This is a genomic window from Kitasatospora sp. NEAU-69, from assembly GCF_057158765.1.
In genome coordinates this window covers 27,388-48,367 of sequence record NZ_JBWXUE010000029.1, presented here as the reverse complement: position 1 = coordinate 48,367, position 20,980 = coordinate 27,388, and the positions used below count along the sequence as shown (strand labels likewise).

16 protein-coding genes and 1 pseudogene are annotated in these 20,980 nt (G+C 71.6%); 8 read left to right on the top strand and 9 right to left on the bottom strand.

The annotated features are described in order from the left end of the window. The first annotated feature begins 84 nt into the window (after positions 1-84). Entirely contained in the window at positions 85-654 is a 570-nt protein-coding gene (locus AC060L_RS28495; RefSeq protein WP_483801822.1) for a TetR/AcrR family transcriptional regulator, read from the top strand. Between the two features lie 73 nt (positions 655-727). Here the strand turns inward: AC060L_RS28495 and AC060L_RS28490 are convergent, their stop codons facing one another. Further along, entirely contained in the window at positions 728-1,357 is a 630-nt protein-coding gene (locus AC060L_RS28490) for a TetR/AcrR family transcriptional regulator (protein ID WP_483801821.1), read from the bottom strand. A gap of 63 nt (positions 1,358-1,420) precedes the next feature. Between AC060L_RS28490 and AC060L_RS28485 the strand changes: the two genes are divergently transcribed. The 3 genes from AC060L_RS28485 (at position 1,421) to AC060L_RS28475 (ending at position 7,667) form a co-directional block, all read left to right on the top strand. After that, the gene (locus AC060L_RS28485; protein WP_483801820.1) at positions 1,421-1,903 is read left to right on the top strand and encodes an SRPBCC family protein; all 483 of its coding nucleotides are present in this window, start codon (positions 1,421-1,423) and stop codon (positions 1,901-1,903) included. A 926-nt stretch (positions 1,904-2,829) separates the two neighbouring features. Continuing rightward, entirely contained in the window at positions 2,830-3,690 is an 861-nt protein-coding gene (locus AC060L_RS28480; protein WP_483801819.1) for a hypothetical protein, read from the top strand. Further along, complete coding sequence (locus AC060L_RS28475; protein WP_483801818.1) at positions 3,687-7,667, top strand: caspase family protein; 3,981 nt, start codon at positions 3,687-3,689, stop codon at positions 7,665-7,667. Before AC060L_RS28480 ends, AC060L_RS28475 begins: the two co-directional genes overlap by 4 nt. Positions 7,668-7,836: 169 nt before the next feature. Here AC060L_RS28475 and AC060L_RS28470 read toward each other — a convergent pair. Beyond that, positions 7,837-8,331: pseudogene (locus tag AC060L_RS28470) on the bottom strand (transposase family protein); the annotation flags it as partial. Between the two features lie 31 nt (positions 8,332-8,362). Beyond that, a complete protein-coding gene (locus tag AC060L_RS28465; RefSeq protein WP_483801817.1) occupies positions 8,363-8,824 on the bottom strand; it encodes a MarR family winged helix-turn-helix transcriptional regulator in 462 nt (153 codons plus the stop codon). 61 nt (positions 8,825-8,885) lie between these two features. On the opposite strand from AC060L_RS28465, the gene AC060L_RS28460 reads away from it, so the two are divergent. From AC060L_RS28460 to AC060L_RS28450, 3 genes are all read left to right on the top strand, one after another. After that, entirely contained in the window at positions 8,886-9,242 is a 357-nt protein-coding gene (locus tag AC060L_RS28460) for a hypothetical protein (RefSeq protein WP_483801816.1), read from the top strand. Between the two features lie 37 nt (positions 9,243-9,279). After that, positions 9,280-9,897: a hypothetical protein gene (locus AC060L_RS28455; protein WP_483801815.1), complete on the top strand. Its 618-nt coding sequence runs from the start codon at positions 9,280-9,282 to the stop codon at positions 9,895-9,897. A 226-nt stretch (positions 9,898-10,123) separates the two neighbouring features. Then, the gene (locus tag AC060L_RS28450) at positions 10,124-11,056 is read left to right on the top strand and encodes a carbon-nitrogen hydrolase family protein (RefSeq protein ID WP_483801814.1); all 933 of its coding nucleotides are present in this window, start codon (positions 10,124-10,126) and stop codon (positions 11,054-11,056) included. 96 nt (positions 11,057-11,152) lie between these two features. On the opposite strand, the gene AC060L_RS28445 is transcribed toward AC060L_RS28450, so the two are convergent. The 5 genes from AC060L_RS28445 to AC060L_RS28425 all read right to left on the bottom strand — a co-directional run bounded on the left by AC060L_RS28445 (position 11,153) and on the right by AC060L_RS28425 (position 17,439). Then, entirely contained in the window at positions 11,153-11,671 is a 519-nt protein-coding gene (locus AC060L_RS28445) for a YbaK/EbsC family protein (protein ID WP_483801813.1), read from the bottom strand. Then, positions 11,668-13,227, bottom strand: a complete 1,560-nt coding sequence (locus AC060L_RS28440; protein ID WP_483801812.1) for a class II glutamine amidotransferase — start codon at positions 13,225-13,227, stop codon at positions 11,668-11,670. The genes AC060L_RS28445 and AC060L_RS28440 overlap by 4 nt, the downstream gene beginning before the upstream one ends. Positions 13,228-13,232: 5 nt before the next feature. Further along, the gene (locus AC060L_RS28435) at positions 13,233-14,519 is read right to left on the bottom strand and encodes an ATP-grasp domain-containing protein (RefSeq protein ID WP_483801811.1); all 1,287 of its coding nucleotides are present in this window, start codon (positions 14,517-14,519) and stop codon (positions 13,233-13,235) included. A gap of 3 nt (positions 14,520-14,522) precedes the next feature. Beyond that, positions 14,523-16,046 (bottom strand): PqqD family protein, encoded by a 1,524-nt coding sequence (locus AC060L_RS28430; RefSeq protein ID WP_483801810.1) that lies wholly within the window; start codon positions 16,044-16,046, stop codon positions 14,523-14,525. A 451-nt stretch (positions 16,047-16,497) separates the two neighbouring features. After that, positions 16,498-17,439, bottom strand: a complete 942-nt coding sequence (locus tag AC060L_RS28425; protein ID WP_483801809.1) for a LysR family transcriptional regulator — start codon at positions 17,437-17,439, stop codon at positions 16,498-16,500. A gap of 104 nt (positions 17,440-17,543) precedes the next feature. On the opposite strand from AC060L_RS28425, the gene AC060L_RS28420 reads away from it, so the two are divergent. Then, complete coding sequence (locus AC060L_RS28420) at positions 17,544-18,503, top strand: EamA family transporter (protein WP_483801808.1); 960 nt, start codon at positions 17,544-17,546, stop codon at positions 18,501-18,503. A 76-nt stretch (positions 18,504-18,579) separates the two neighbouring features. Here the strand turns inward: AC060L_RS28420 and AC060L_RS28415 are convergent, their stop codons facing one another. Beyond that, complete coding sequence (locus tag AC060L_RS28415; RefSeq protein ID WP_483801807.1) at positions 18,580-20,820, bottom strand: eCIS core domain-containing protein; 2,241 nt, start codon at positions 20,818-20,820, stop codon at positions 18,580-18,582. Positions 20,821-20,980: the final 160 nt, after the last annotated feature.

Here is a 20,980-nt window from a genome sequence, read left to right as displayed (position 1 = left end):
ACTTATCCGGTTGCTTCACCGTAGCAGATGCGGATGGAGTATCCGCTTTCTGATTCGGATGGGCTATCCAGTTAGACTGCTCCGATGACGACCCCACCTCTGCGCAAGGACGCCGCCCGCAACTGGGAACAGATCGTCGCCGTGGCCCGCAATCTGGTGGACGAGGGCGTACCGCTGCAGCTCAACGATGTCGCCCGCCGCGTCGGCATGGGGGTCGGCACCGTCTATCGGCACTTTCCGACCACCGAGGCGCTCCTGGAGACCGTCGCCACCCGCAGCCTGGAGCTACTCGTCGCCCATGGCGAGCAGGCGCTGGACGACGGCGATCCCTGGCGCGCCCTCGCCGGCTTCCTGGCCCGCACCATCGAGGCGCAGGTCACCGACGCCTCGCTGTCCGCGGTCACCGCAGCGCCCACGGACGCACTGGTGCACACCACCGAACTGAAACGGGCTCTGTGGTCCCTTGGCGGGCGGCTGCTCGACCGGGCCCGTGACGCCGCAGTCGTGCGCGCCGACCTGACCTCGGCCGACCTGGTTCCGCTGATGTGCGGAATCGCCTACGCCGCGACCGTCCACGGCGGTGTTCCCGCGGCCCGCACCGACACCGCCCAGCGCTATCTGACCGCGCTCCTGGAGGGTCTGCGCACCGGCTGATCCGGACGGCCGGCCGAGCCTGGCGCGGCCCCGGATGTCCACGTAGTCCGTCAAATGGCCATGGGGCGCTTCGTCAGTCGGTGGCTGGGGTCATGGGCGGGGAGGCCGGCTCGGCGGGGAGTGAGCCGAGCAGTGCGGCGGTGCACTCCTCGGCGAGCTCCTCGGCGTAAGGGGGGAGGGGCATGCCGGCCCGCAGGTGACGGCGGACCAGTGAGAGGGGCAGGTCGACCAGGGCGAGAGCGACACATTCGGCGGCCTGCGGGTCCTCGGCGCCCAGGGCCCCACTGAGGGATGCGAGGGCGGCGCGCACGCGCTGCTTGCCGCGATCCGCGCGGTGGACGTACTCCTCGGACCAGTCGGCGCGCCCGAAATCCTCGGCGCCGTAGAGGAGGAGAGTGGCTTCCTGCGGGTGGGCACGGCTCCAGGCGACGACATGGCGCGCCGCCGCGCGCGCCGTCCGCCGCGCGTCGCCGTCCGCTTCGAGGGCCTTGAAGTAGCCCTCCTGGAAGCGCTCGACCGTCCGCAGCCACACCTCGGCGAGCAGCGCGGTCCGGCCGGCGAAACGGTGGTACACCGAACCGCTCGGGGCTCCCACGTCCTTGGCGACCGCCGACATGGTCACCCCCACCGGACCCGACACCGCGGCCAGTCGCACGGCGGCGTCCAGAAGCTGGTTCATGTCGAAACGGGGTGGTCTGGCCATGATCTGGAGAGTACTCTCCAGAATATTAGAGATGTTCCTCTAAAACTGATCCCGGGAGGACGCATGGGCGTCTACAACGTGCACGAGCGCCTGCTGGCCGCGAAGGCGAGCGAGGTGGGAACGCTGATTGACACCCTGTCGAGCAGTGACGATCAGCTTTGGGCCCAACTGGGTTGGCCGCAGATGGAGTTCGACCGGCCCCTGGCGGCCGGGGCGGTAGGCGGACACGGCCCGGTCCGCTACACCGTCGCCGCGTACGTCCCCTCCACCTGGGTGCGCTTCGCCTTCAGCGGGCCGCGAGGCTTCCACGGATTCCACGAATACGCGATCTTCGCCGTCGACGAAGAGCACACGTTGCTACGCCACACCCTCGCCATGAACGCGCGCGGCCCCGCCCGCCTCGCCTGGCCACTCGTCTGGCGTCCGCTCCACGACGCGTGCCTGGAGGACAGCCTGGACCGCGCCGAACTCGCCTGCACGGGTGCGGTGGCCCGCCCGGCGCACTGGAGCCCGTACGTACGGCTGCTGCGCGGCCTCAAGCACTGACCGTGAGCGCTGTTGAAGGGCTGCCGGCGGCCCGAGCACCGCTGACCGATGCCGGCCTGCTTGGAGTAGCTGTCGCAGCCTCGGAGTGGGGGACCGGCGGTCGGGTCCTGTTGCGCCGGTAGGTTGGGTGCGATGGCAGTGGCGCACATAGTTCTCACGTCCGGTCGCTCGATCGAACTCTCGGACGTGCGACTGTCTTCGACGTATGGCGGGACGTTGGAGGGGTACCCGTTCCGACGCTGGAACGACCTCAAGCTGGAGGGCCTGCTCGGGAGCATCGGGAAGGACCGTCCCTCGGCTCCGGTCCACCTGGTCACGCCGGTCCGGGGGCTGCCAGACCGAGGGTCGTTCGCCGTGACTGGGGTCGGTCTTCGAACAGTCACGTGCGCCGGGAGCAGATCGAGTGCGTCAAATCGGTTTGTATCGGGGAATTTCTTGGGCCCTTCTGGCGCCTGCTGCTCGTCGTGGAGCGGCTCGGGCCGCCTCGAAGTGGCTGATCGGCGGGTGTTTCGAGGCGATGGCGATTGCGGTGTGTCACCGATGGCGGGGCCGTCATGTTGGAGTCTCTCCAGGTGATGGGTGAGGGCTTGGCCGACTTCCAGGATCCGGAGAACGTCGGGGTGGAAGTAGCGCTGGGCGGTGGTGATGAGCCGGTGACCCACGATTTCCACGAGGATGTGCGGAAGGAACCCGGCGTCGGCCATCCAGCTGAGACCGGTGTGGCGCAAGTCGTGGCGGCGTAGGTGCTCGTAGCCGAGGTTGCGGGTGGCCTCGTCCCCCGGCGGGTGGCCTGCAGTCGGACGGGGAGTCAGGAGAGCCGCCACGCCGGAGCCCCGGTGCGTGCGGCGAGGTGCGAGCAGCCCGCGAGTGCTGGTAGGACTGAGCCCGTCGGTCGGTCGTGATTGTCGGGCGTGGGGGTGGGCGCGGTGTCCCGGGTGGTGTGCGTGCACGGGATAGGGCAGCAGGTGCAGGGGGAGGATCGGCTGCTGGCGGCTTGGTGGCCCGCCCTGAGTGACGGGCTGCGGCGGGCGGGGTCCGCCAGTCTGGTAAGGCGGTCCCAGGTCACGATGGGCTTCTACGGCGACCTGTTCCGGCCACCCGGCCGGTTGCTCGCCGCCGGAGACCCGCTGTACACGGCCCAGGACGTCGAGGACGGATTCGAACGCGACCTGCTCGCGGCCTGGTGGCGCGCGGCGGCGCAGGTCGACGCCGGCGTGGTGCCTCCGGACGCGGCGGGCACCCTGGCGGCGGCCCCGCGGTCGGTCCAGGCCGCCCTGCGGGCCCTGTCGGGTTCGCGATTCTTCGCCGACGTGGCGTTGCGGTCGATGGTCAGCGATCTGAAGCAGGTCCGTGCCTATCTGACGGACGACCAGGTGCGCGAGCGGGTGCGCGCCCGGGTGGCCTCGGCGATCGGGTCGGACACCAGAGTGGTGATCGCCCACTCGTTGGGCTCGGTGGTGGCCTACGAGGCGCTGTGCGCACTGCCGGGGCACGGGGTACGGGCACTGGTGACGATCGGCTCGCCGCTGGGGATCCGTCACCTGGTCTTCGACCGGCTCCGGCCCGCCCCCGCCGGGCCGCGCGGACACTGGCCGGGCGGCGACCGGCTCGCCTGGACCAACCTGGCCGCCACGGGAGACGTGGTGGCCCTGGTCAAGGATCTGCGGCCGCTGTTCGGCGACCGGCTGCGCTCGGGCGTGCTGGAGACCGGCGCCCATGCCCACGACGCAACCGCCTACCTGACCGACGCGCTGTGCGGGCGCGCGATCGCGGAGGGCCTGGCGTGACCGACCGGGAGGGCCCGCGGCGGTTCCTGATCGCCGCAGCGGTGCCCGACTACCCGAAGAACCCGGACTGGAACGAGCCGGACCTGGTGGACGCCCGGGCGCGGATCACCGACGTCTTCACCGACCGGCTCGGCTACCGCCTGCACGACTGCGTGCCGCTCAACCCGACCAAGCAGCAGCTGAAGGACGCCCTGCACGCGTTCTGCACCTCACCTGAGCGCCGCGCGGACGACCTGCTGGCGGTGTACCTGACCTGCCACGGCGAGATCCTCGACGGCGGCGAGCACGTCCTGCTCACTGCCGACACCGACCCCAGGGACTTGTCCTACACGGCGCTGGAGACCTCGGACCTGGTCCGCACGATGCTGCGCGACACCGCGGTGCGCCGGGTGCTACTCATGATCGACGCCTGCTACGGCGGCCAGGGCGGCAACCAGTTGGCCGCCGCCGCCCTGCAGCGCCTCGCGAACGGCTGGGGCGGTGCCGGTGGGTCCGGCCTGGTGGTCATCTCCGCCGCGCAGCCGAACCAGACGGCGGGGGCGGGCCTCTTCCCGAAGCTGCTGGAGGCTGCGGTGACCGGCCTGCCCGTCGCGGGCCACGGTCCGGCCACGCTGTCGGTGAACGCGGTGGTGCAGCACATCAACAGGTCGCCCGAACTGCCCGCGCACCAGCGGGTCACCATGTCGATGGTGGGCCTGGACGGCGAGCCGCCGGCGTTCTTTCCCAACCCCCGCCACAGCAGCGGCCTGAACGAGGTCGACCTGGCGATCCAGCAGGCCGCCGCTTTCGACGAGCAGGACCGACGACGGGAGACCGAGCTCTCCACCCGGTTGCTGGTCCGAGCCATGGGGTTCCAGGGTGACGAGGGCACCGTCCCCAAGTGGTGGTTCAGCGGCCGCCGCGCCGCACTCCAGGACCTGGCCGCCTGGCTCAACGCCCCCACGCCCGACTCGGTGTGCCGAGTGGTCACCGCGGCACCCGGTTCGGGCAAGACCGCCGTCCTCGGCCTGATCGCCGCCCTCGCCCACCCCGATCGGTACCGCACCGTCCCCGTCGGCCGCCTCGGCCTGCCGTCGGACCTCCTCACCGGCCGCCCGCTCGACACCGCCGTCTACGCCCAACGCCTCACCGACACCGACGTGCTGGACGCCCTGTGCGCCGCCGCCCGGGTCCGGGCCGGCACCGTCGGCGAACTGCTCGATGCGCTCGACCACCGTCCGCGGCCCCTGACCGTCCTCATCGACGCCCTCGACGAGGCCGCCACCCCCGGAAGCCTGTGCGACACCGTCCTGGGCCCGCTGATCGAGCACTCCCGGGGCCGGATCCGCCTGCTCCTGGGTACCCGCCCGTACCTGCTGCCCCGCATCGGCACCGACCCCGCCCACGTCGTCGACCTCGACGCCGCCCGGTACGCCGACCCCGAGGCCCTCACCATCTACGCCGCCCGCAACCTGCTGGACGCCCACCGCGGTTCCCCGTACCGCGACCGGCTCGGCGCCGTGCGACCGGTTGCCAAGGCGGTTGCCCAGGCGGCCGGCAGCTCCTTCCTGATCGCCCGCATCGCCGCCGGCACCCTGGCCGCCGCCTCCGCCATCGCCGACCCGCGCGACCCCGCCTGGCGCGCCGCCCTGCCCCGCCACGCCAGCGACGCCATGCGCCGTGACCTGCGGCAACGTCTCGGCGGCGACGCCCAGCGTGCCACCGACTTGCTGCGCCCGCTCGGCTACGCCCAGGGACAGGGCCTGCCCTGGGAGGACGTTTGGGCCTGGCTCGCCACCGAGATCTCCGGCCGCCCCTACACCGACGACGACCTGCTATGGCTGCGCCGCGCGGCCGGCTCCTACGTCGTCGAGGCCACCGAGAACGGCCGCTCCGCCTACCGGCTCTACCACGAGGCGCTGGCCGAGCACCTGCGCGACGACACTGACCCGGCTGCGGTTCACGCCGCCTACAGCCGCGTTCTCACCGACACCGTCCCGTACCGCGCCGACGGTTCCCGCGACTGGGCCCGCGCCCATCCGTACGCCCTCCACCATCTGGCCCACCACGCGGCAGAGTCGGGGTTGCTGGACCAGGTCCTCGCCGACACCGAGTACCTGGTGCACGCCGCCCCCCGCGGCCTCACCCCGTACCTCCACCGCGCCGGCACCGACACCGCCCGCCTGGCCGCCGCCGTCTACCGCAGCGGCCTCCACCTCCACCACGCCGCGCCCCCGCCGGTGCGCCGCCAGACCCTCGCCCTGGACGCCGCTCGCGCGGGAGCCGGCGAACTGCACCGCGCCCTGGTGCGACGGATCCCGGTGGGGGAGTGGGCACCGGTGTGGGCGACAGGGGGTAGCTTCAACCCAGCGCTGCGGGACGCGATCCGGGGCCACGGCGACATCAGCAATGCTGTGGCGTGTGCGACCGTCGACGGCAGGTCGGTCGCCGTGACGGGTGGCCATGACGGCACGGTGCGTTTGTGGGACTTGGTTACCAGGCAGTCCATCGGTGAGCCCCTCACCGGCCACACCAATACCGTCAACGGGGTGGACTTCTCGGTCGTCGGTGATCGGACGGTTGCCGTCACCGGCAGTTGGGACGGCGCGGTGTGGGTGTGGGACCTGAGCTCCGGTCAACCCGTGGGTCGGCCCGTCGCCGGTCATACCGATCGTGTGACTGCCCTGGCATGTACGGTGCGTGCCGGCCGACCGGTTGCCGTCGTCGGCAGTTGGGACGGCGCGGTGTGGGTGTGGGACCTGAGCACCGGTCAACCCGTGGGCCGCCCCCTGGCCGGTCACAGTCAGCACCTGACGGCCGTGGCGTGTGCCCTTGTCGACGGAAGACGCGTCGCTGTCACAGGCAGTTGGGACGGCACGGTGCGGGTGTGGGACCTGGGCTCGGGCAGGCCGCTCGGCCGGCTTCTCATCAACCACCACGGTGGCGCGATTGCGGTCGCGTGTACGAGCCTCGGAGGTCGTCCGATCGCGGTGACGGACAGCACGGACGGCACGGACGGCACGCTGCGGTTGTGGGACTTGGCTGCAAGTGACGCCGTCGGCGATCCCGTTGTCGGCCACACTGACGCTGTGACCGCGGTGGCCTGTACGGTCGTTGGCGGCAGGCCGGTAGCCGTGACCGGTAGCGGCGACCGTACGGTGCGTTTGTGGGACCTGGATGTGGGGCAGCCCGTCAGCCGACCTTTTGCCGGTCACACTGACGCTGTGACCGCGGTGGCCTGTACGGTCGTTGGCGGCAATCCGCTAGCGGTAACCGGTAGTCGCGACCGTACGGTGCGATTGTGGGACCTGGCCGCACGCCGACCCGTCGGCCATCCCCTCGTCGGCCATACCGACACCGTGCGGGACGTTGCCTGTACGACTCTTGGTGGAGAGCCGATCGCCGTCACCATCGGCGCTGACCGCAGGCTGCGCTGGTGGGACCTGACCACTCTGTCATCCGCCGGGCAGCTCTTCGCTGGCCCTGCCGACATCCTGCTGGCGATGGCGTGTACGACGGTCGAGGGCCGGCCGACTGCCGTGGTCAGCAGTTTCGACTTCACGGTGCGGCTGTGGGATCTGGCCTCAGGCAGCCCTGTCGGCGAGTCACCTGCCAGTGAGATCAGCTCTACCCTGGCGATGGCCTGCGCGGTCGTCGACGGGGATCCAGTGGCTGTCACCGGTACCACCGACGGCACCGTGTGGCTCTGGCGGCTGGGTGCCGGTCAACCGGTCGGCCAGCCCCTCACCGGCCACACCCAGTCCGTTGGAGCCGTCGCCCTCACGGTCCTGGACGGCGAGCCGGTTGTCGTCACCGGTAGCACGGATGGCAGCGTGCGGCTCTGGGACCTCCGCACCGGAACGGTCATCACGACCATCTCCATCGACGCCCCGCGCGCCATCGCGGTCAGCGCCGACGGCGACCTCGTCATCGCCTTCCACCATGACGTCGCCGTCTACCGCCGCCGTCCCCACCCATGGCCCGCTGAGCGCTTGTGAGCTGCGGCGGTGGATCGGAGCCGGGTAGTCCTGACGCCCTTCTCGCAAAGAACCTGGTGGAAGAGCCCTCCCTTCCGGCTGTGTCCCATATCTCGGAGCAGGCCGCACCGCTGGACGAGGGCGGGCTGGGAGGGCGGGGCTGGGCAGCGCGGAGGAGCTGACACAGTGCTCGGACCGGTCCGTAGGTGATCACACAGCAGGCCGGCTTCAGGAATGCCTCGTGGATGTCGTCGCGGATGTCCCAGCGGATCCGAAGCCGGTGGAAGCCGTGGATCCAGGCGTTCGTGCGCTCGACCACCCACCGCACGGTGCCCAGGCCGGAGCCGTGCAGCACACCGCGGCGAGCGATCACCGGCTTGATGCCGCGCTTCCATAGCAGGCGGCGGTCCTTGTCGAATTCGTAGCCGCCGTCCGCGAACAGCTGCCGAGGGCGATGGCGCGGGCGGCCCCTCGTCGCGGTCGACCGGGCCCGGCCCCGTTTTGGGCTGCCCCGACGGGCCTGGTGGTGCGAGCCGTCGATCACCGCCCGCGACCAGTCCAGCTTCCCGGTGCGGTGCAGCTCGGTCAGCAGCACCTGGTGCAGCCGGTCCCGGACGCCGGCCTCGTGCCAGTCCCGCAGCCGTCGCCAGCAGGTCATCCCGGATCCGAAGCCCAGCTCCTCCGGATCGTGCGCTGGCCGCACTGCCAAGCGCCCCTCAGTGGCCGGGGAGCCCTGCCTCTGTGGCGAGGATGGCGAGTGCTTCCTGGACGGCGTTGCGTTGGGCGGGTGTGAGGGGGGCGGTGAACCGTTCGTCCAGGGCGCGGGCGCGGGTGGTGCATTGGGTGAGCAGGGTGCTGCCGTGGTCGGTGAGGGTGAGGACCTGGCGGCGGCGGTCGGCGGGGTCGCGCACGCGTTGGACGGCGCCGAGGTGTTCGAGGTGGTCGGCGAGTGAGACGACCAGGCTGGGGGCCACGCCGAGGCGGGCGGCGAGGTCTTGCTGGGAGGCCGACGACTGGTGGGCCAGTGAGGTCATCAGGCCGACGTGTTTGGGCTTGAGGCCCAGTGGCTCGATGGCGGCTGCGAACCGGTCCGCGGCGATCGTGCCCAGAGTGCCGAGCCGGAACACCAGTGTGCCGGGGATGCCGGCGTCCTCGGTCTTGCCCTTGACGTCATCCATGACTCAAAGCATACAATCGCCGTAATGATTCAGGGCTCGAATGATTCGAGGTGAGAAGGCCATGTGGGTCGTTCTGCTGGTCGCCAACAGTGCTGTCGCTCTGCTGTCCGGAGGTAGCGCCCTGGTCGGCCTGGTCCGGCCGTCCGTCGCGCTGGCCGAGGGGGAGCGGCTCGGGCCGGGGGGAGCGTTCTTCCTTGGTGCTTACGCCGCCCGGGCGGTGCCGCTGAGCCTGGTCACCCTGGTGACGCTGCTGACCGCGCCGCCTGCGGCGCAGGTTCCGGTGCTGGTGGCGTCCGGGCTGGCCCAGGTGGGGGACGCGGTGCTGGGTGCCCGGCGCGGCAATCGTCCGATGGCCGCCGGCTGCGTCGGTCTCGCCCTGATCCACCTGGCCTCCGCGGCCTGGCTGCTCGCCCGCTGACCCCGTCCACACCGACACAGATCCTGAGGAGACCCCTGTGGCTATCGACGCCATCACTGCCCCCGCCCGTACCGCCCTGGCTCGGATAGCCGGGATCACCTACCTCGCCGCCTGGGTGATCGGCTTGTCGGTGTGGCCGACCAACCCGTCGGTCGCGGCGACCGGTCCCGAGGTGCTGGCCGGGCTGGCCGGGCACACCGGGGTGGCGCTCGCCCAGTACGTCGCCACCCAGGGCATCGCCGGGCTCGCGCTGGCCGTGGTGGTGGGCACCCTGCGCCGGCCCGCGCGGTTCAGCGGCTGGGCGGCGGTCGCGGTGTCCCTGGTGCAGTGCGCGCTCGGCGTCCAGCTCGCCGCCGTCCTCGGGCCAGGACATCAAGTAGCCGCCGCCCACACGGTGTTCGCGCTGATCAACCGGCTCGACGGGGTGAAGATGCTGCTGCTCGCCACGACCGCGCTGCTCGCCTCCGTTCCGGCCGTGCGCGCCGGTGCGGCCCGCTGGATCGACTGGGCCGGGCTGGCGCTGGCCGCGGCGATCACCGTCTCCGGGGTCGGCTACCTGCTGCTGAGCACGGCGCTCGCCCCGGCGGCGTATGTCTCCGGCGTGCTGCTCCTGCTCTGGGTGACGGCCACCGCGTTCCGCGCGAACCGGGGATGACCAGCCCGCTCCCGGCGAACGCGCCATGATCCGCCAACGCCCGGTCCGTGCCACTGCGTTGTGGCAGAGTGGGGTGGCGGCGGCCCCGGACGGGCGACGGCCGCGATGCCCAGGAGGGACGCACGGTGGCAGCGACAGCGACAGCGACAGTGGCAGGGACAGTGGCAGTGCTCGGTTCGGCTGGGGGCGGGGGATGGCCGGCGGTCGAACGGTTGCGGGGGCGCGGGTGACCCGGCTGACCGTCGCCGTCGTCCAGGCCGGCTCCCACCTGTTCGACACCGCGCGCAGTCTCGCCAAGGCCCGCGAGCTGATCCGGGAGGCGGCTGCCTCCGGCGCCCGGGTCGTCGTCCTGCCGGAGGCCTTCCTGGGCGGCTACCCCAAGGGCCTGGACTTCGGGGTCGCCGTGGGGTCCCGCTCCGCGTCCGGCCGGGAGGAGTACCGGCGCTACTACGACGGGGCGATCGACGTGCCCGGCCCGGAGACCGTTGAACTCGGCGCACTCGCAGCCGAGTTGGGTATCCATCTGGTCGTCGGCGCCGTCGAGCGCGGTGGCGCCACGCTCTACTGCACCGCGCTCTTCCTCGGCCCCGACGGAACTCTCCTGGGCAAGCACCGCAAGCTCATGCCGACCGGCGCGGAACGGCTGATCTGGGGCTTCGGCGACGGCTCCACCATGCCTTCGATCGACACCGGCGACGTCCGCCTCGGTGCGGCGATCTGCTGGGAGAACTACATGCCGATGTTCCGCACGGCGATGTACGCCAAGGGCGTCGACCTGTGGTGCGCCCCCACGGTGGACGACCGTGCGGTGTGGCAGGCCACGATGACCCACGTGGCGCTCGAAGGCCGCTGCTTCGTGCTCGGCGCCTGCCAGTACCTGCTGCGCTCCGACCTGCCCGGCGACGTCCACCCCGTACAGGGCGACGACCCCGGCACGGTGCTGATCAACGGCGGCAGCGTCATCGTCTCGCCGCTCGGCGAGGTGCTGGCCGGGCCGCTGCGGGACGGCGAGGGCATCCTGACCGCCGAGCTGGACCTGGCCGAACTCGCCCGTGCCCGCTTCGACTTCGATGCCACCGGCCACTACGCGAGGCCCGACGTCTTCAGCCTCCTTGTGGACGATCGCGCCAAGCCCGCGACCCGCCCGGCCGCGCCGTAGCCGAGCCCGGGCGCCGTAGCCGTAGCCGAGGCCTGTCGACGCCGGCGGGGCCGCGCCGTTCGTCACGGCGCGGCCCCGATCACGACGCCTTCCCGGTCAGGCCGCCGCCTCCTCCGCGATGCGCTCCACCCGCGGGGAGGCCGCCTTCACGTAGTCCCCGGTGTCCAGGGACAGCGACAGGTGCAGCTCACCGGCGTTGAAGAACATCCGCGGGTGCTCCAACAGCGCGGGATCGACGACCAGTTCCAGCGCCGCCGGGTCGAACGAGAACGGCACGATGGAGCCGCTCACCGAGCCCGACAGCCGCTCGGCGGTCTCCTGCTCGACGAACGAGACGTGCTTGGCCTCCCACAACTCGCGGATCCGGCCCAGGTCGACCCTGCGGTCGCCGGGCACGACGGCCAGCACGTAGTGCGAGGTCTTCTTGGTCACCTTCACGCGGGTCACCACGCACTTGGCGGCCTGCGACAGCGCGTTGCCGCGCAACCGGCTGACCACGTCGGTGCGGCCCTCCGGCTCGTGCTCGATCACCTCGTACGCGGCGCCGTTCCGGTCCAGCAGCGCCACCAGCCGGTCGAAGACCCGGTCCGATGTCGCCTCGTGCTCCACACTCATCCCCACACCACCGCCTTCTCGAGTCCCTCGTCCAGGCCGAGGAAGAATCCCATGGTGAGCCGGTCCGAGCCGTGCACGCGCTCGATGGAGTGGTAACGGGTGGGGTTGATCAGATACACGTCCCCGGTGCGCGGCTTGAACTCGTGGCACGCCACGCCCTCCACCACGGCCTCGTCGTAACCGAGGCCGCCGGGGATCTTGTGCACCTCGTCCACCGGCCTCCACTCCTTCTGGTACATGCGCAACTCGCCGCCCTCGTCGCACTCCTGGAGGCACACCACGCAGCTTAGTTGGAAGGCCCGGTCGGCGAGGACGATGCCGGTGCCGGCCGCGTCGCGCATGATGTTGTCGTTGTGCAGCGGGTTGCGCACGCCGTCCGCGTGGATGCGTACCACCGAGGGGGAGTAGCGGCGCCCGTCCGGCTCGGCGGCCGGCTCCAGCGACTGCAGGGAGAACGCCTCTCGCAGTGCGCCGCGCACCTGGGCGTCCAGGTCGAAGTCCACCCCGGCGAGCATGGCCATGGCGGCCTCCGCGTCCGGGTAGTACTCCTCGACCCGGTTCAGGTACTTCGCCAGGTAGGGGCCGACCGTGGTCAGCGCGCCGTTGACGTACTGCGTGGTGGACGCGTTGGCCAGCAGCTTGCCGACCCGGTCGCGGTTGACCGCGAAGGCGTCGGCGGGCAGCAGACCGCGCAGGACGACCACGGCGGTCTCGCCCTGGGCCAGCCGGCCCAGCAGCGCGGGGTCGGGGCGGTTGACGGCCGCGTCGTCGATGACGACACGGGTCCACGTTTCGGCGGACGCCATGGTGTTCTCCTTCACGAGAGTCACGAGAGTACGGGGGCGGTGGCGGGTGCGAGCGGGACGCTCAGCACGAGGCCGCTCCAGCGGCTGCCACTGCTCGGGCGGCGCCAGCGACGGCACCACCTCGGAGGCGACCACCCGGAACCGCTCGGTGGTGACGGTGTGCATGCGGAAGTAGCGCTGCGCCGCGGTACCCGGGGTCGTCCAGTGGATGACGTAGGCGTGGTCCGGGTTGACCGCGATGGCGTTGCCGGAGCTGCCGCCCGGCGGAACGGCCGCGAGACGGCGCAGCGTTGACGCCTCGTCGAGCACCCGGCTGCCCGGCGGCACGATGTAGTCGAAGTACTCGCGGGAGTCGAACTCCGACTCCGGCATCCCCAGCAACTGGTGGACGGTGGGCAGGAACCCGTTGTGCATGAAGTACCACGGGTACTCACCGCCGCGCTCCAGCGGATGGGTGCAGCGCAGGCCCTGGTTGCGCGGCAGGGTGGCGTGCCGGGCGTGGATGGCGAGGAAGTCGGTCTCCACTCCCCTGATCGGGGAGTCCTCGGCGCTCTCGCCCAGCGGGCGGACGTCGCGGTGGACGGCGAGGCCGTGCGGCGCGTCGTGCTGGCGCCACACCGCCCCCCAGCCGTTGGGATGGACGTTCGTCGGACCGTCGTGGTCGGCGGTGCGGCCGCAGCTCATGTCGACGGCGGCGTCCAGGATGTCGCCCGCGTCGAAACGTCCGGTGGCCAGGATGAGTCGGCACATGGGGGTCAACCTCGCAGTCGTGGGGAGACGATCGGCCGCAGCAGGGACTGGACGTGGGCGCAGCTGTCGCCCGCGACGATCACCCGTCCGACCGAGCCGGTGTGCCGCGCCAGGTCGGAGGCGAGCACCTCGCGGTCGGCCGCCGACAGCGCCCCGGTGTCGGGCAGCGGCGCCGCGCGCAGCACCTCCACGTCATGGCCCTCGGCGGCCAGAGCGGCGCCGGCGTCCAGCTCCCGCTGGGACACCGCCGCGATCTGGCCGACGGCGCGCCGGCGGGCGGGAGAGAGGGCGGGCGCGCGGCCGTCCAGGTGGACGGCGAAGACCGCCTCCGCCCACGAGTCGCCGGTCGCGCGCTCGACCAGGGCCACCAGGCCGCCGCCGGAGAGCCGGAACCCCATCTCCACGAAGACCGGTCCCGCCTCGCCCTGGATGACGTCCACGTGGAACGGGCCCTCGCGGTAGCCGACCGCGTCCAGGCAGCGGGCGGTCAGCTCGCGCAGCCCCTCGTCCGCGGTGTCGCCGTGCCGGGCGAGGTGGCCGACCTCCCGGAAGCCGGACAGCCCGGCGGCGCCCGGCACCTCCTCCAGCGTGGTCAACTTCTCGCAGACACTGAGCAGATGGGGCTGCCCGTCGCGCGCGACGCCCTGCACGGACAGCTCCGGGCCCTTGACGAACTCCTCCGCCAGGACCGAACCGAACTCGCCGCCACCGTAGTTGCGCATGCCGCGGATCAGGTCCGCCGCGTACGCCCGCTGGGCCGGGTCGTCCACCAGCACGACCCCGAGGCCGCCGCCGCCGTCCGAGGGCTTGACCACCTGCGGGTAGCCGAGGTCGTCCGGCGGGCCGTCAGGAGTGAGCACCGCGAACCGCGGCTGGGCGACCAGGGCTCCGGCCCTGCGCAGGGCCTCGCGCTGCTCACGCTTGTCCGGCGGGCGGAACGCCTCGCCCGCCGCGGGCCACGGCGCCGCGCCGACCGCGCGGGCCACCGCGAACCCGGCGTACACGTACCGCTCGAAGCCGGTGAGCACCAGCCGGGGTACCACCCCCGCAGCGGCCAGCGCCGCGGTGACGGCGGCCGCTTCCTGCGGCTGCTCGACCGCCACCTCCAGGTCGAAGGCCCTGCGGCCCAGCATCCGGCGCCACCGCAGGTACGCCGGCGTCTCCACGAGCACCGCGCGCATGCCGCGGTCGCGCGCCCGGTCCAGGTACGGGTCGAGCCCGTCCCGGGTCGCGCCGAGCTGGACGAAGTCGTCCCCGGCGCGCTGTGCGAAGTCCTTGCCAGTCGGGGTCACACGTCACCGGCCGGACAGCAGCTCGGGCACCAGCGGTCCGGCCGCGGAGTGCCGGGTGGAGATGACCTCCTTGTGCGGGTCGCCCTCCAGGATCGAGTCGATCAGCTCGCCCTGATCCGGGCCGCGTGTCGCCGAGGTGATCCGCAGCGAACCCCGGTACAGCACGCGAAGTTGACTGATCGTCAGGCCGGTGACGGACTCCAGGCGGCGGGTCAGGGCGACGTCGTCCTCGACGCCGTCGAGCAGCGCGTGCACCCGCGGCGCGGCCTCGGCCAGGTCGGGCTGCTCGGCCCGCAGGTACTCCTCCAGGCCCGCGCCCTTCTCGGTGAACGGCGCGTACACCATGGCCACCAGCTGCTCCTCGGTGAGGCCGTAGGCGTCCAGCGCGTACGCGTCCATGGCGGCCCGCATGCGGTCGGCCTGGCCCTCGTACCGCTCGCGCATCACTTCCACCAGCTGCGGCGGGAACTCCTTCTTGCCCATCAGCGAGAGGGCGAAGCGCACGTATTCGTCGAGCCCGTCCGCGTAGCTGCGGCCGTAGCGGCGCTCGCACTTCAGGGCGCGCAGGTGCGCCATGAGCGCGGGGTTGCCGCAGTCGGACTCGGTGAAGCTGAAGGCGATGTCGTCGAAACGGAAGCCCAGGTACTCCGTCAGCAGCTCCCAGTGGTCACCGGAGGCGTAGGCGGTGTCGTCGTAGATGGAGAAGAACCGCAGGCCCTCGCGGACGTCGGTGGTGATGGCGTGGTCCGCGATCACACCGGAGGCGTCGGAGCCGTGGATGTCGGCGAAGTACGCCTGCGAGATGTTGTCCAGCGCGGCCAGGAAGCCCTTGAAGCCGGAGCGCTGGTCGCGGGGCGGCTGGAGGCCGAAGCGCTTGGCGAGCCGGGAGACCCACAGGTAGTAGTCGCGCTGCTCGCGCTGCGAGTCGCCGGTGATGATCAGGTCCACGCCGCCGTCGTGACCGGCCGCCAGGCCGAAGGAGTTGACCATGCTGAGGTTGCAGGCGTTGCAGAACGTCGGGCGGGCGTCGGCGGCCGTGCGGTGGCCGGTCATCAGGATGTCGACCCGGTTGCGCTCCACCACGTCGGCGTCCTGCGGGATGTCCACGTCGAACGGGCGCACCCGCCGGCCGTCGATCAGCAGCAGTTCGCAGGCGGGGTCCTCGGCCAGGCGCAGCGCACCGTAGACGCGGTCGATGTTCTCCATCACCGCCCGCGGCATGCCCGCGTGCCGGTTGGTCGCCACCCGCATGCGGAAGGTGGTGCCGTGCAGCTGGAAGAGGACCAGCTGCACGGCCCGCACGAAGGTGAGGGTGTACGAGCTGTCCTTGCCGCCGCCGTACGCGACCAGGACGACGCTGTCGCCAAGCGGCCGGCCGTCGGGCAGCGCGTCGTGCAACCGCGTCGCGCAGCGCACGGCGCCCTGGTAGTTCTGCGCGGACAGCACCGCGCGTAACTCGCGCAGCGCGCTGGAGCGCAGTTCGCTGATATCCGTGGAAACGGCGGGAGATGACACGGCAGAAGGCATGGCGGGGTGTCCCTTTCGGAAAGGCGGATGGCTGGTTTCGGGTGTCACGGCGTCCGTCACGGACACGGTGCCGGAGAGCCGCGTCGTCGCGGACACGGCCGCGCTCGGGGCAGCCCGCCCCTGGAAAGCGAAACGGTCCCTGCGGTTCGTCTGTCGACGACGCACTGGGGAACCGCCGCTGCGGCTGATCGACTGCGCTGCGGCTGATCAACTGCGCTGCGGCTGATTGACTGCGAACGCTACGAGAACGCAGACCGGCCCACGGCAGGCGGGACTATCCGCGACAACACGCGGAACGTCGGTCGCGAGGAAAGGACATGTGTGTTGCGGCCCCCTGTCGAGATTCCCCCCGGCTCTGTTCGTTCACCACCCGGGGCTCGCGTTTAATCTCCAGGAGTGAGCGGGACCTGTCAACAGTCCCAGGAGGTTTCTCTCGTCCCAGCCTGGATCTTTACGCTGGGTCGGTGGCGTGATCGTGTGCCCGTGATGGCGCGTTCGCGGCGTCCCAATGGCGGCGCAAGGCGTCCAGCACCGCGCGTACGGCGGGCCTCCGCTCCGCCTGGCCGCGCCAGGTCGCCGACACCTGACGCGACGGCGCCGGGTGCATCGGCACCGCGCGGATCCCGGCGGGCAGCGACCGGCGGCCGAGCCGCGGCAGCACGGCCACTCCCAACCCGGCTGCAAGCAGCGCCACTTGCGACTCCTGCTCCTCCACCTGATAGGCGATGTCGGGCTGTGCCCCGCACTGGGCGAAGGTGCGGGTCAGCCACTCGTGACACATCGCGCCGGGGCCCTGGCTGATCCACCGCTCACCCAGCAGGTCCGCCGGGGCCAGCGTCTCCCGGTCGGCCAGCGGGTGCCCGGCGGGCAGCACCACGTCGGCGATGTCCTCGCCGAGCGGCGTGGCGGACAGTGAACCGGGCAGCACCAGCGGGGTGTTGTGCCAGTCGTGCACCACGGCGACGTCCGCCTCGCCCCTGACCACCTGGGCGGTCGACCGACTGGGGTCCAACTCGACCAGACGGCAGTCCAGTTCGGCATACCGCCCGGACAGCTCCGCGACGGCGCCGGCGACGAAGCCGCGGCAGGCCGTGGGGAACGCCGCGAGGACCAGCCGGCCGGTCGGCACGCCCCGGCTGTCCTCCAACTTCGCCTGCGCGCGCTCCAGGACGGCCGCGACCTGATCGGCCGCCTCGACCAGCAGCCAGGCAGCGGGGGTCAACTCCGCCCCACTGCCCTTGCGTTCCAGCAGCTCGGTGCGCACCTCGCGCTCCAGTTTGGCGATCTGCTGGGAGACGGCCGAGGGGGTGTAGCCCAGGGCGCCGGCGGCGCGGGCCATGGAGCCGTGCTCCGCGATGGCCTTCAGGGCGCTGAGCCGGCTGAGATCGAGCATGAAGCCATGCTAATCCCCTCCCTTCAGAGATGGTCGCTGGCCGAAGCGTCCCAGGTGTTGATTGCATGGTCCCCGCATGTGAAGCGCGCTCAGGAAGGTCCCGTATGAAGCCCGCCCATGTCGCTCTCGCTGTTGTGGTGGCTGCCGTCTGGGGCGTGAACTTCGTCGTCATTGATGTCGGGCTGAAGGACTTTCCCCCACTGCTGTTCTCAGCGGTGCGCTTCACCCTCGCCGCGATCCCCGCGGTGTTCTTCGTGGGGCGGCCCCGGGTGGCCTGGCGCTGGGTGATCGCGGTGGGAATCGCGCTCGGCGTGCTGAAGTTCGGATTCCTGTTCATGGGAATGGACTCCGGAATGCCGTCCGGAATGGCCTCCCTGGTGCTCCAGGGGCAGGCGGTGTTCACCCTGCTGTTCGCGGCGGTGCTGCTGCGGGAGAAGCCGCGCAGGGCGCAGGTGGCCGGAATGGCGATGGCGACGGCCGGAATCGTGGTGGCCGGCACGGACTCCGGTGCGGTCGGCCCGCTCGGCCCGTTCCTGATGGTGATCGCCGCCGCCGCGTTCTGGGGGGTCTCCAACATCGCGATGCGCAAGGCGAGTCCGCCGGACATGTTCCGCTTCATGGTCTGGGTGAGCGTGGTCCCGCCGATCCCGCTGGCCCTGATCTCCGTCCCGTACGAAGGCTGGCACAGGGACGTCACCGCGCTGCGCGACATCTCCTGGGGAGGGGCCGGCGCCGCCCTGTACGTGGCGTGGGGCGCCACGCTCTTCGGCTTCGGCGTGTGGGGCTTCCTGCTGCGCACCTACGATTCGCCCACCGTGGCCCCGTTCTCGCTCCTCGTGCCGGTCTTCGGGCTCTCCGCCGCCTGGGTCTTCCAGGGGGAGCGGATGACGCCGACCACGTCGTTCGCCGCCGCGCTGGTGGTGGTGGGCATCGCCATCGGCATGCTGCGCCCCGGCGGCCTGCCGTTCCTGCGGCGCGGGGCGCCGCCCGCCGCGGCGGTCACCGGCGCCGCCGTGCCGCCCGCCCCTGCGCCGGACGCCGCCGAGGACATCCCGGTCGCCTGACGGCGAGCGAACGGCGAGCGAACGGCGAGCGAACGGCGGGGGATGAGGCTGTCGGCAAGGGCCGCGCCGGCCTGGGCTAACTCTGCTTCTTGTACTTGAGCGAGCTGCCCTCGTTCAGCAACTGGACCAGGTCGAAGGCGGCGACCGTGAGCGGCGTGAGGTTCGGGGTCTTCAGGCCGTCCTTCATCCGGCGCAGCTCGGCCACCAGGGCGACCTCCTCCTTGCCGAGCGGGCCGACCTCGTCGTCCACGCTGCCCAGCGCGCCGAGGGAGCCGTGGATGTGCACCCAGTCGTCCTGGTTCACGTCGGCCTTCTCCACCGTGTTCAGGTTCGTGAACTTCCGCAGCAGGTCCTTGCCGGCCGGCATGCCCACCAGCCACTGGTACTGGGTCAGGGGGATCGCCCGCTCCTCGCGGCCACCGGCGTCCCCGTGTTCGACGGTGTTGGGGTACACCCGCGTCTGTTGGTCGTTCGGGTCGAAGCCTGCCGCCTGGAGGACGAACGCGGCGAACGCGTCCGGGTGTTGGCGGTAGTGGACGCGCAACGGCCGGGGCAGCAGGGTGAAATTGTGGGCGAAGGACGTCCGGGACATCAGACCGCCCGCGATCGACTTCGAGTTCGCCCTGGGTGACAACCTGCTGCCGTACACCAGGTAGCTGCCGATCAGCGTGGTCAGGCCGACCAGCGCGGCCGTGGGCTCACCGCCGGTGACGTCCTTGCCGAGTCGCTTGGCCTGGTCCTCGGCCCGCTTGCGGATCTGGTCGACCTCGACGAGGGTGCCGGTGTGGAGGTCCTCCTTGGCTTCCTTGCGCTGTTCGAAGCCGGAGCCGGAGGAGGCGAAGGGCTTCTTGTCCGGCACGTTGAGGTACTTCACCAGCCGGGGGAGCTCGTCCAGCTTGAAACCGCCGGTCATCTGCGGTGCGTAGACCAGCTCGCCGTTCAGCGGGAAGACCATGATCCCGGGGTTCGCCGAGAAGCCTCCGAGCTGCACGTCCGTGAGCGGGAAGGACGTCTCGTCCTTCAGGCGGTCCAGGGCCGCCGAGACCTGGGTGATCTCACCCATCACAGCGAGGAGTTCGTCCTTCGTGGTGAGCGGTTCGGTGACCCACTCCAGGGCCGAGCCGCCCGTCGGGCTGACGTCCGACGTGAGCGCGTAGCCCGTGCCCTGACCGACGACACCCATCTTGGGGACGTCACGGCCGGGAATGGGAGTCTCCCGGATCTCGCCGTTCGCCATCAGCGGGTAGGCGGCGTTCTCGGCGTGCCTCGCGTACTCGGCGGGTTTCTGCTGCCGTGCCCGGTCGAGCCGTGCCTCGCCCGCTTCGGTGGCCTCGAACCGTGGCGGGTCGGTCGGGCGCTGCCTCGGCAGGGTGGTGATCCACTCCGCTTTGAGCTCGTCGGCGCTCTTGGCCTGCTCGTCCTGCTCCAGGAGGTCGGTGGCCAGCTTGAGGGCCATGTTCAGGAGGATCTTCGTGCCGATGATCTCGTCGCGCCGTGCGACCTCGTCGTGGTGGGCCTGCTCGTCCTGCGGGGTGAGGTTGTTGTGGTCGCGCACCCGCCACTGCGACTCGAACTCGAAGCCGACCCGGCGCTGGACGGCTCTGCACTGGACGGCTGTGCGCTGCACGGGGTCGTGGTCGTGTTCCTCGTGTTCCTCGTGGTCGTCGGTGGCGCGGCGCTGGACGGTCTCGCCGCGGGCGACGCGGGCGCCGACACGGGCGGCCTCGCGTTCCCACCTGTCGTCGGGGTCGCTGAGGCCGGCGGGGGTGTCGTGCTGGGTGGTGTGGTGGATCTCGTGGGCCATCGTCTCGACGTCGCGCAGGACGCCGGCGTTCCGGACCACGATGTCGGTGCCGACGGTGTACGCCCTGGCGTCGATGCTCGCGGCGGCCTGCTCGTCGACCGAGACCCGCACAGCATCGAGGCTGATGCCGAAGGCGTCCTCCATGGACCGCTGCACATCGCCCGGCAGCCGTCGGCTCGCCCGCCCGGCGACCACGGCGGCGTGCCGCACCGCTGCCTCGCCGTCCCGCACCGCTGCCTCGCCGTCCCCGGAGCGCTGCACGGCGCCGCTCCGGTGCCGCTCGCGCTCGATCATCCGCGTGACGGCTGCGTTCCCGATCGACCGTTGCAAGGCACCCGGCGCACCCGGCGCACCCAGCACACCCAGCCCGCCCGGCACACCGGGCAGCATTGGCCTGCCGCGTCCGGTGGCCCTCCCGGGCGTGAGCGCACGGGCGTTCCGGCCGGCCTCGCGGGGCTTGGCCTGCTCGCGGTCGGGAACGGCGTTCCGCTGGGACTCGGTGGTGTGCCGCATGGCAGATCCGTTCGAACGAGATCTCGTGCATCGCCTGCCGGCTGACGTTTCCACACGAGAGGTCGCGACGGAAGGGCCGAGAGGGCGGACATCGGGCAGGCCGGGTTGCCCCGATCGGCAGCCCGGCCTGGCCCCTGCAGGGAGAAGGTGTCTGCCGCTC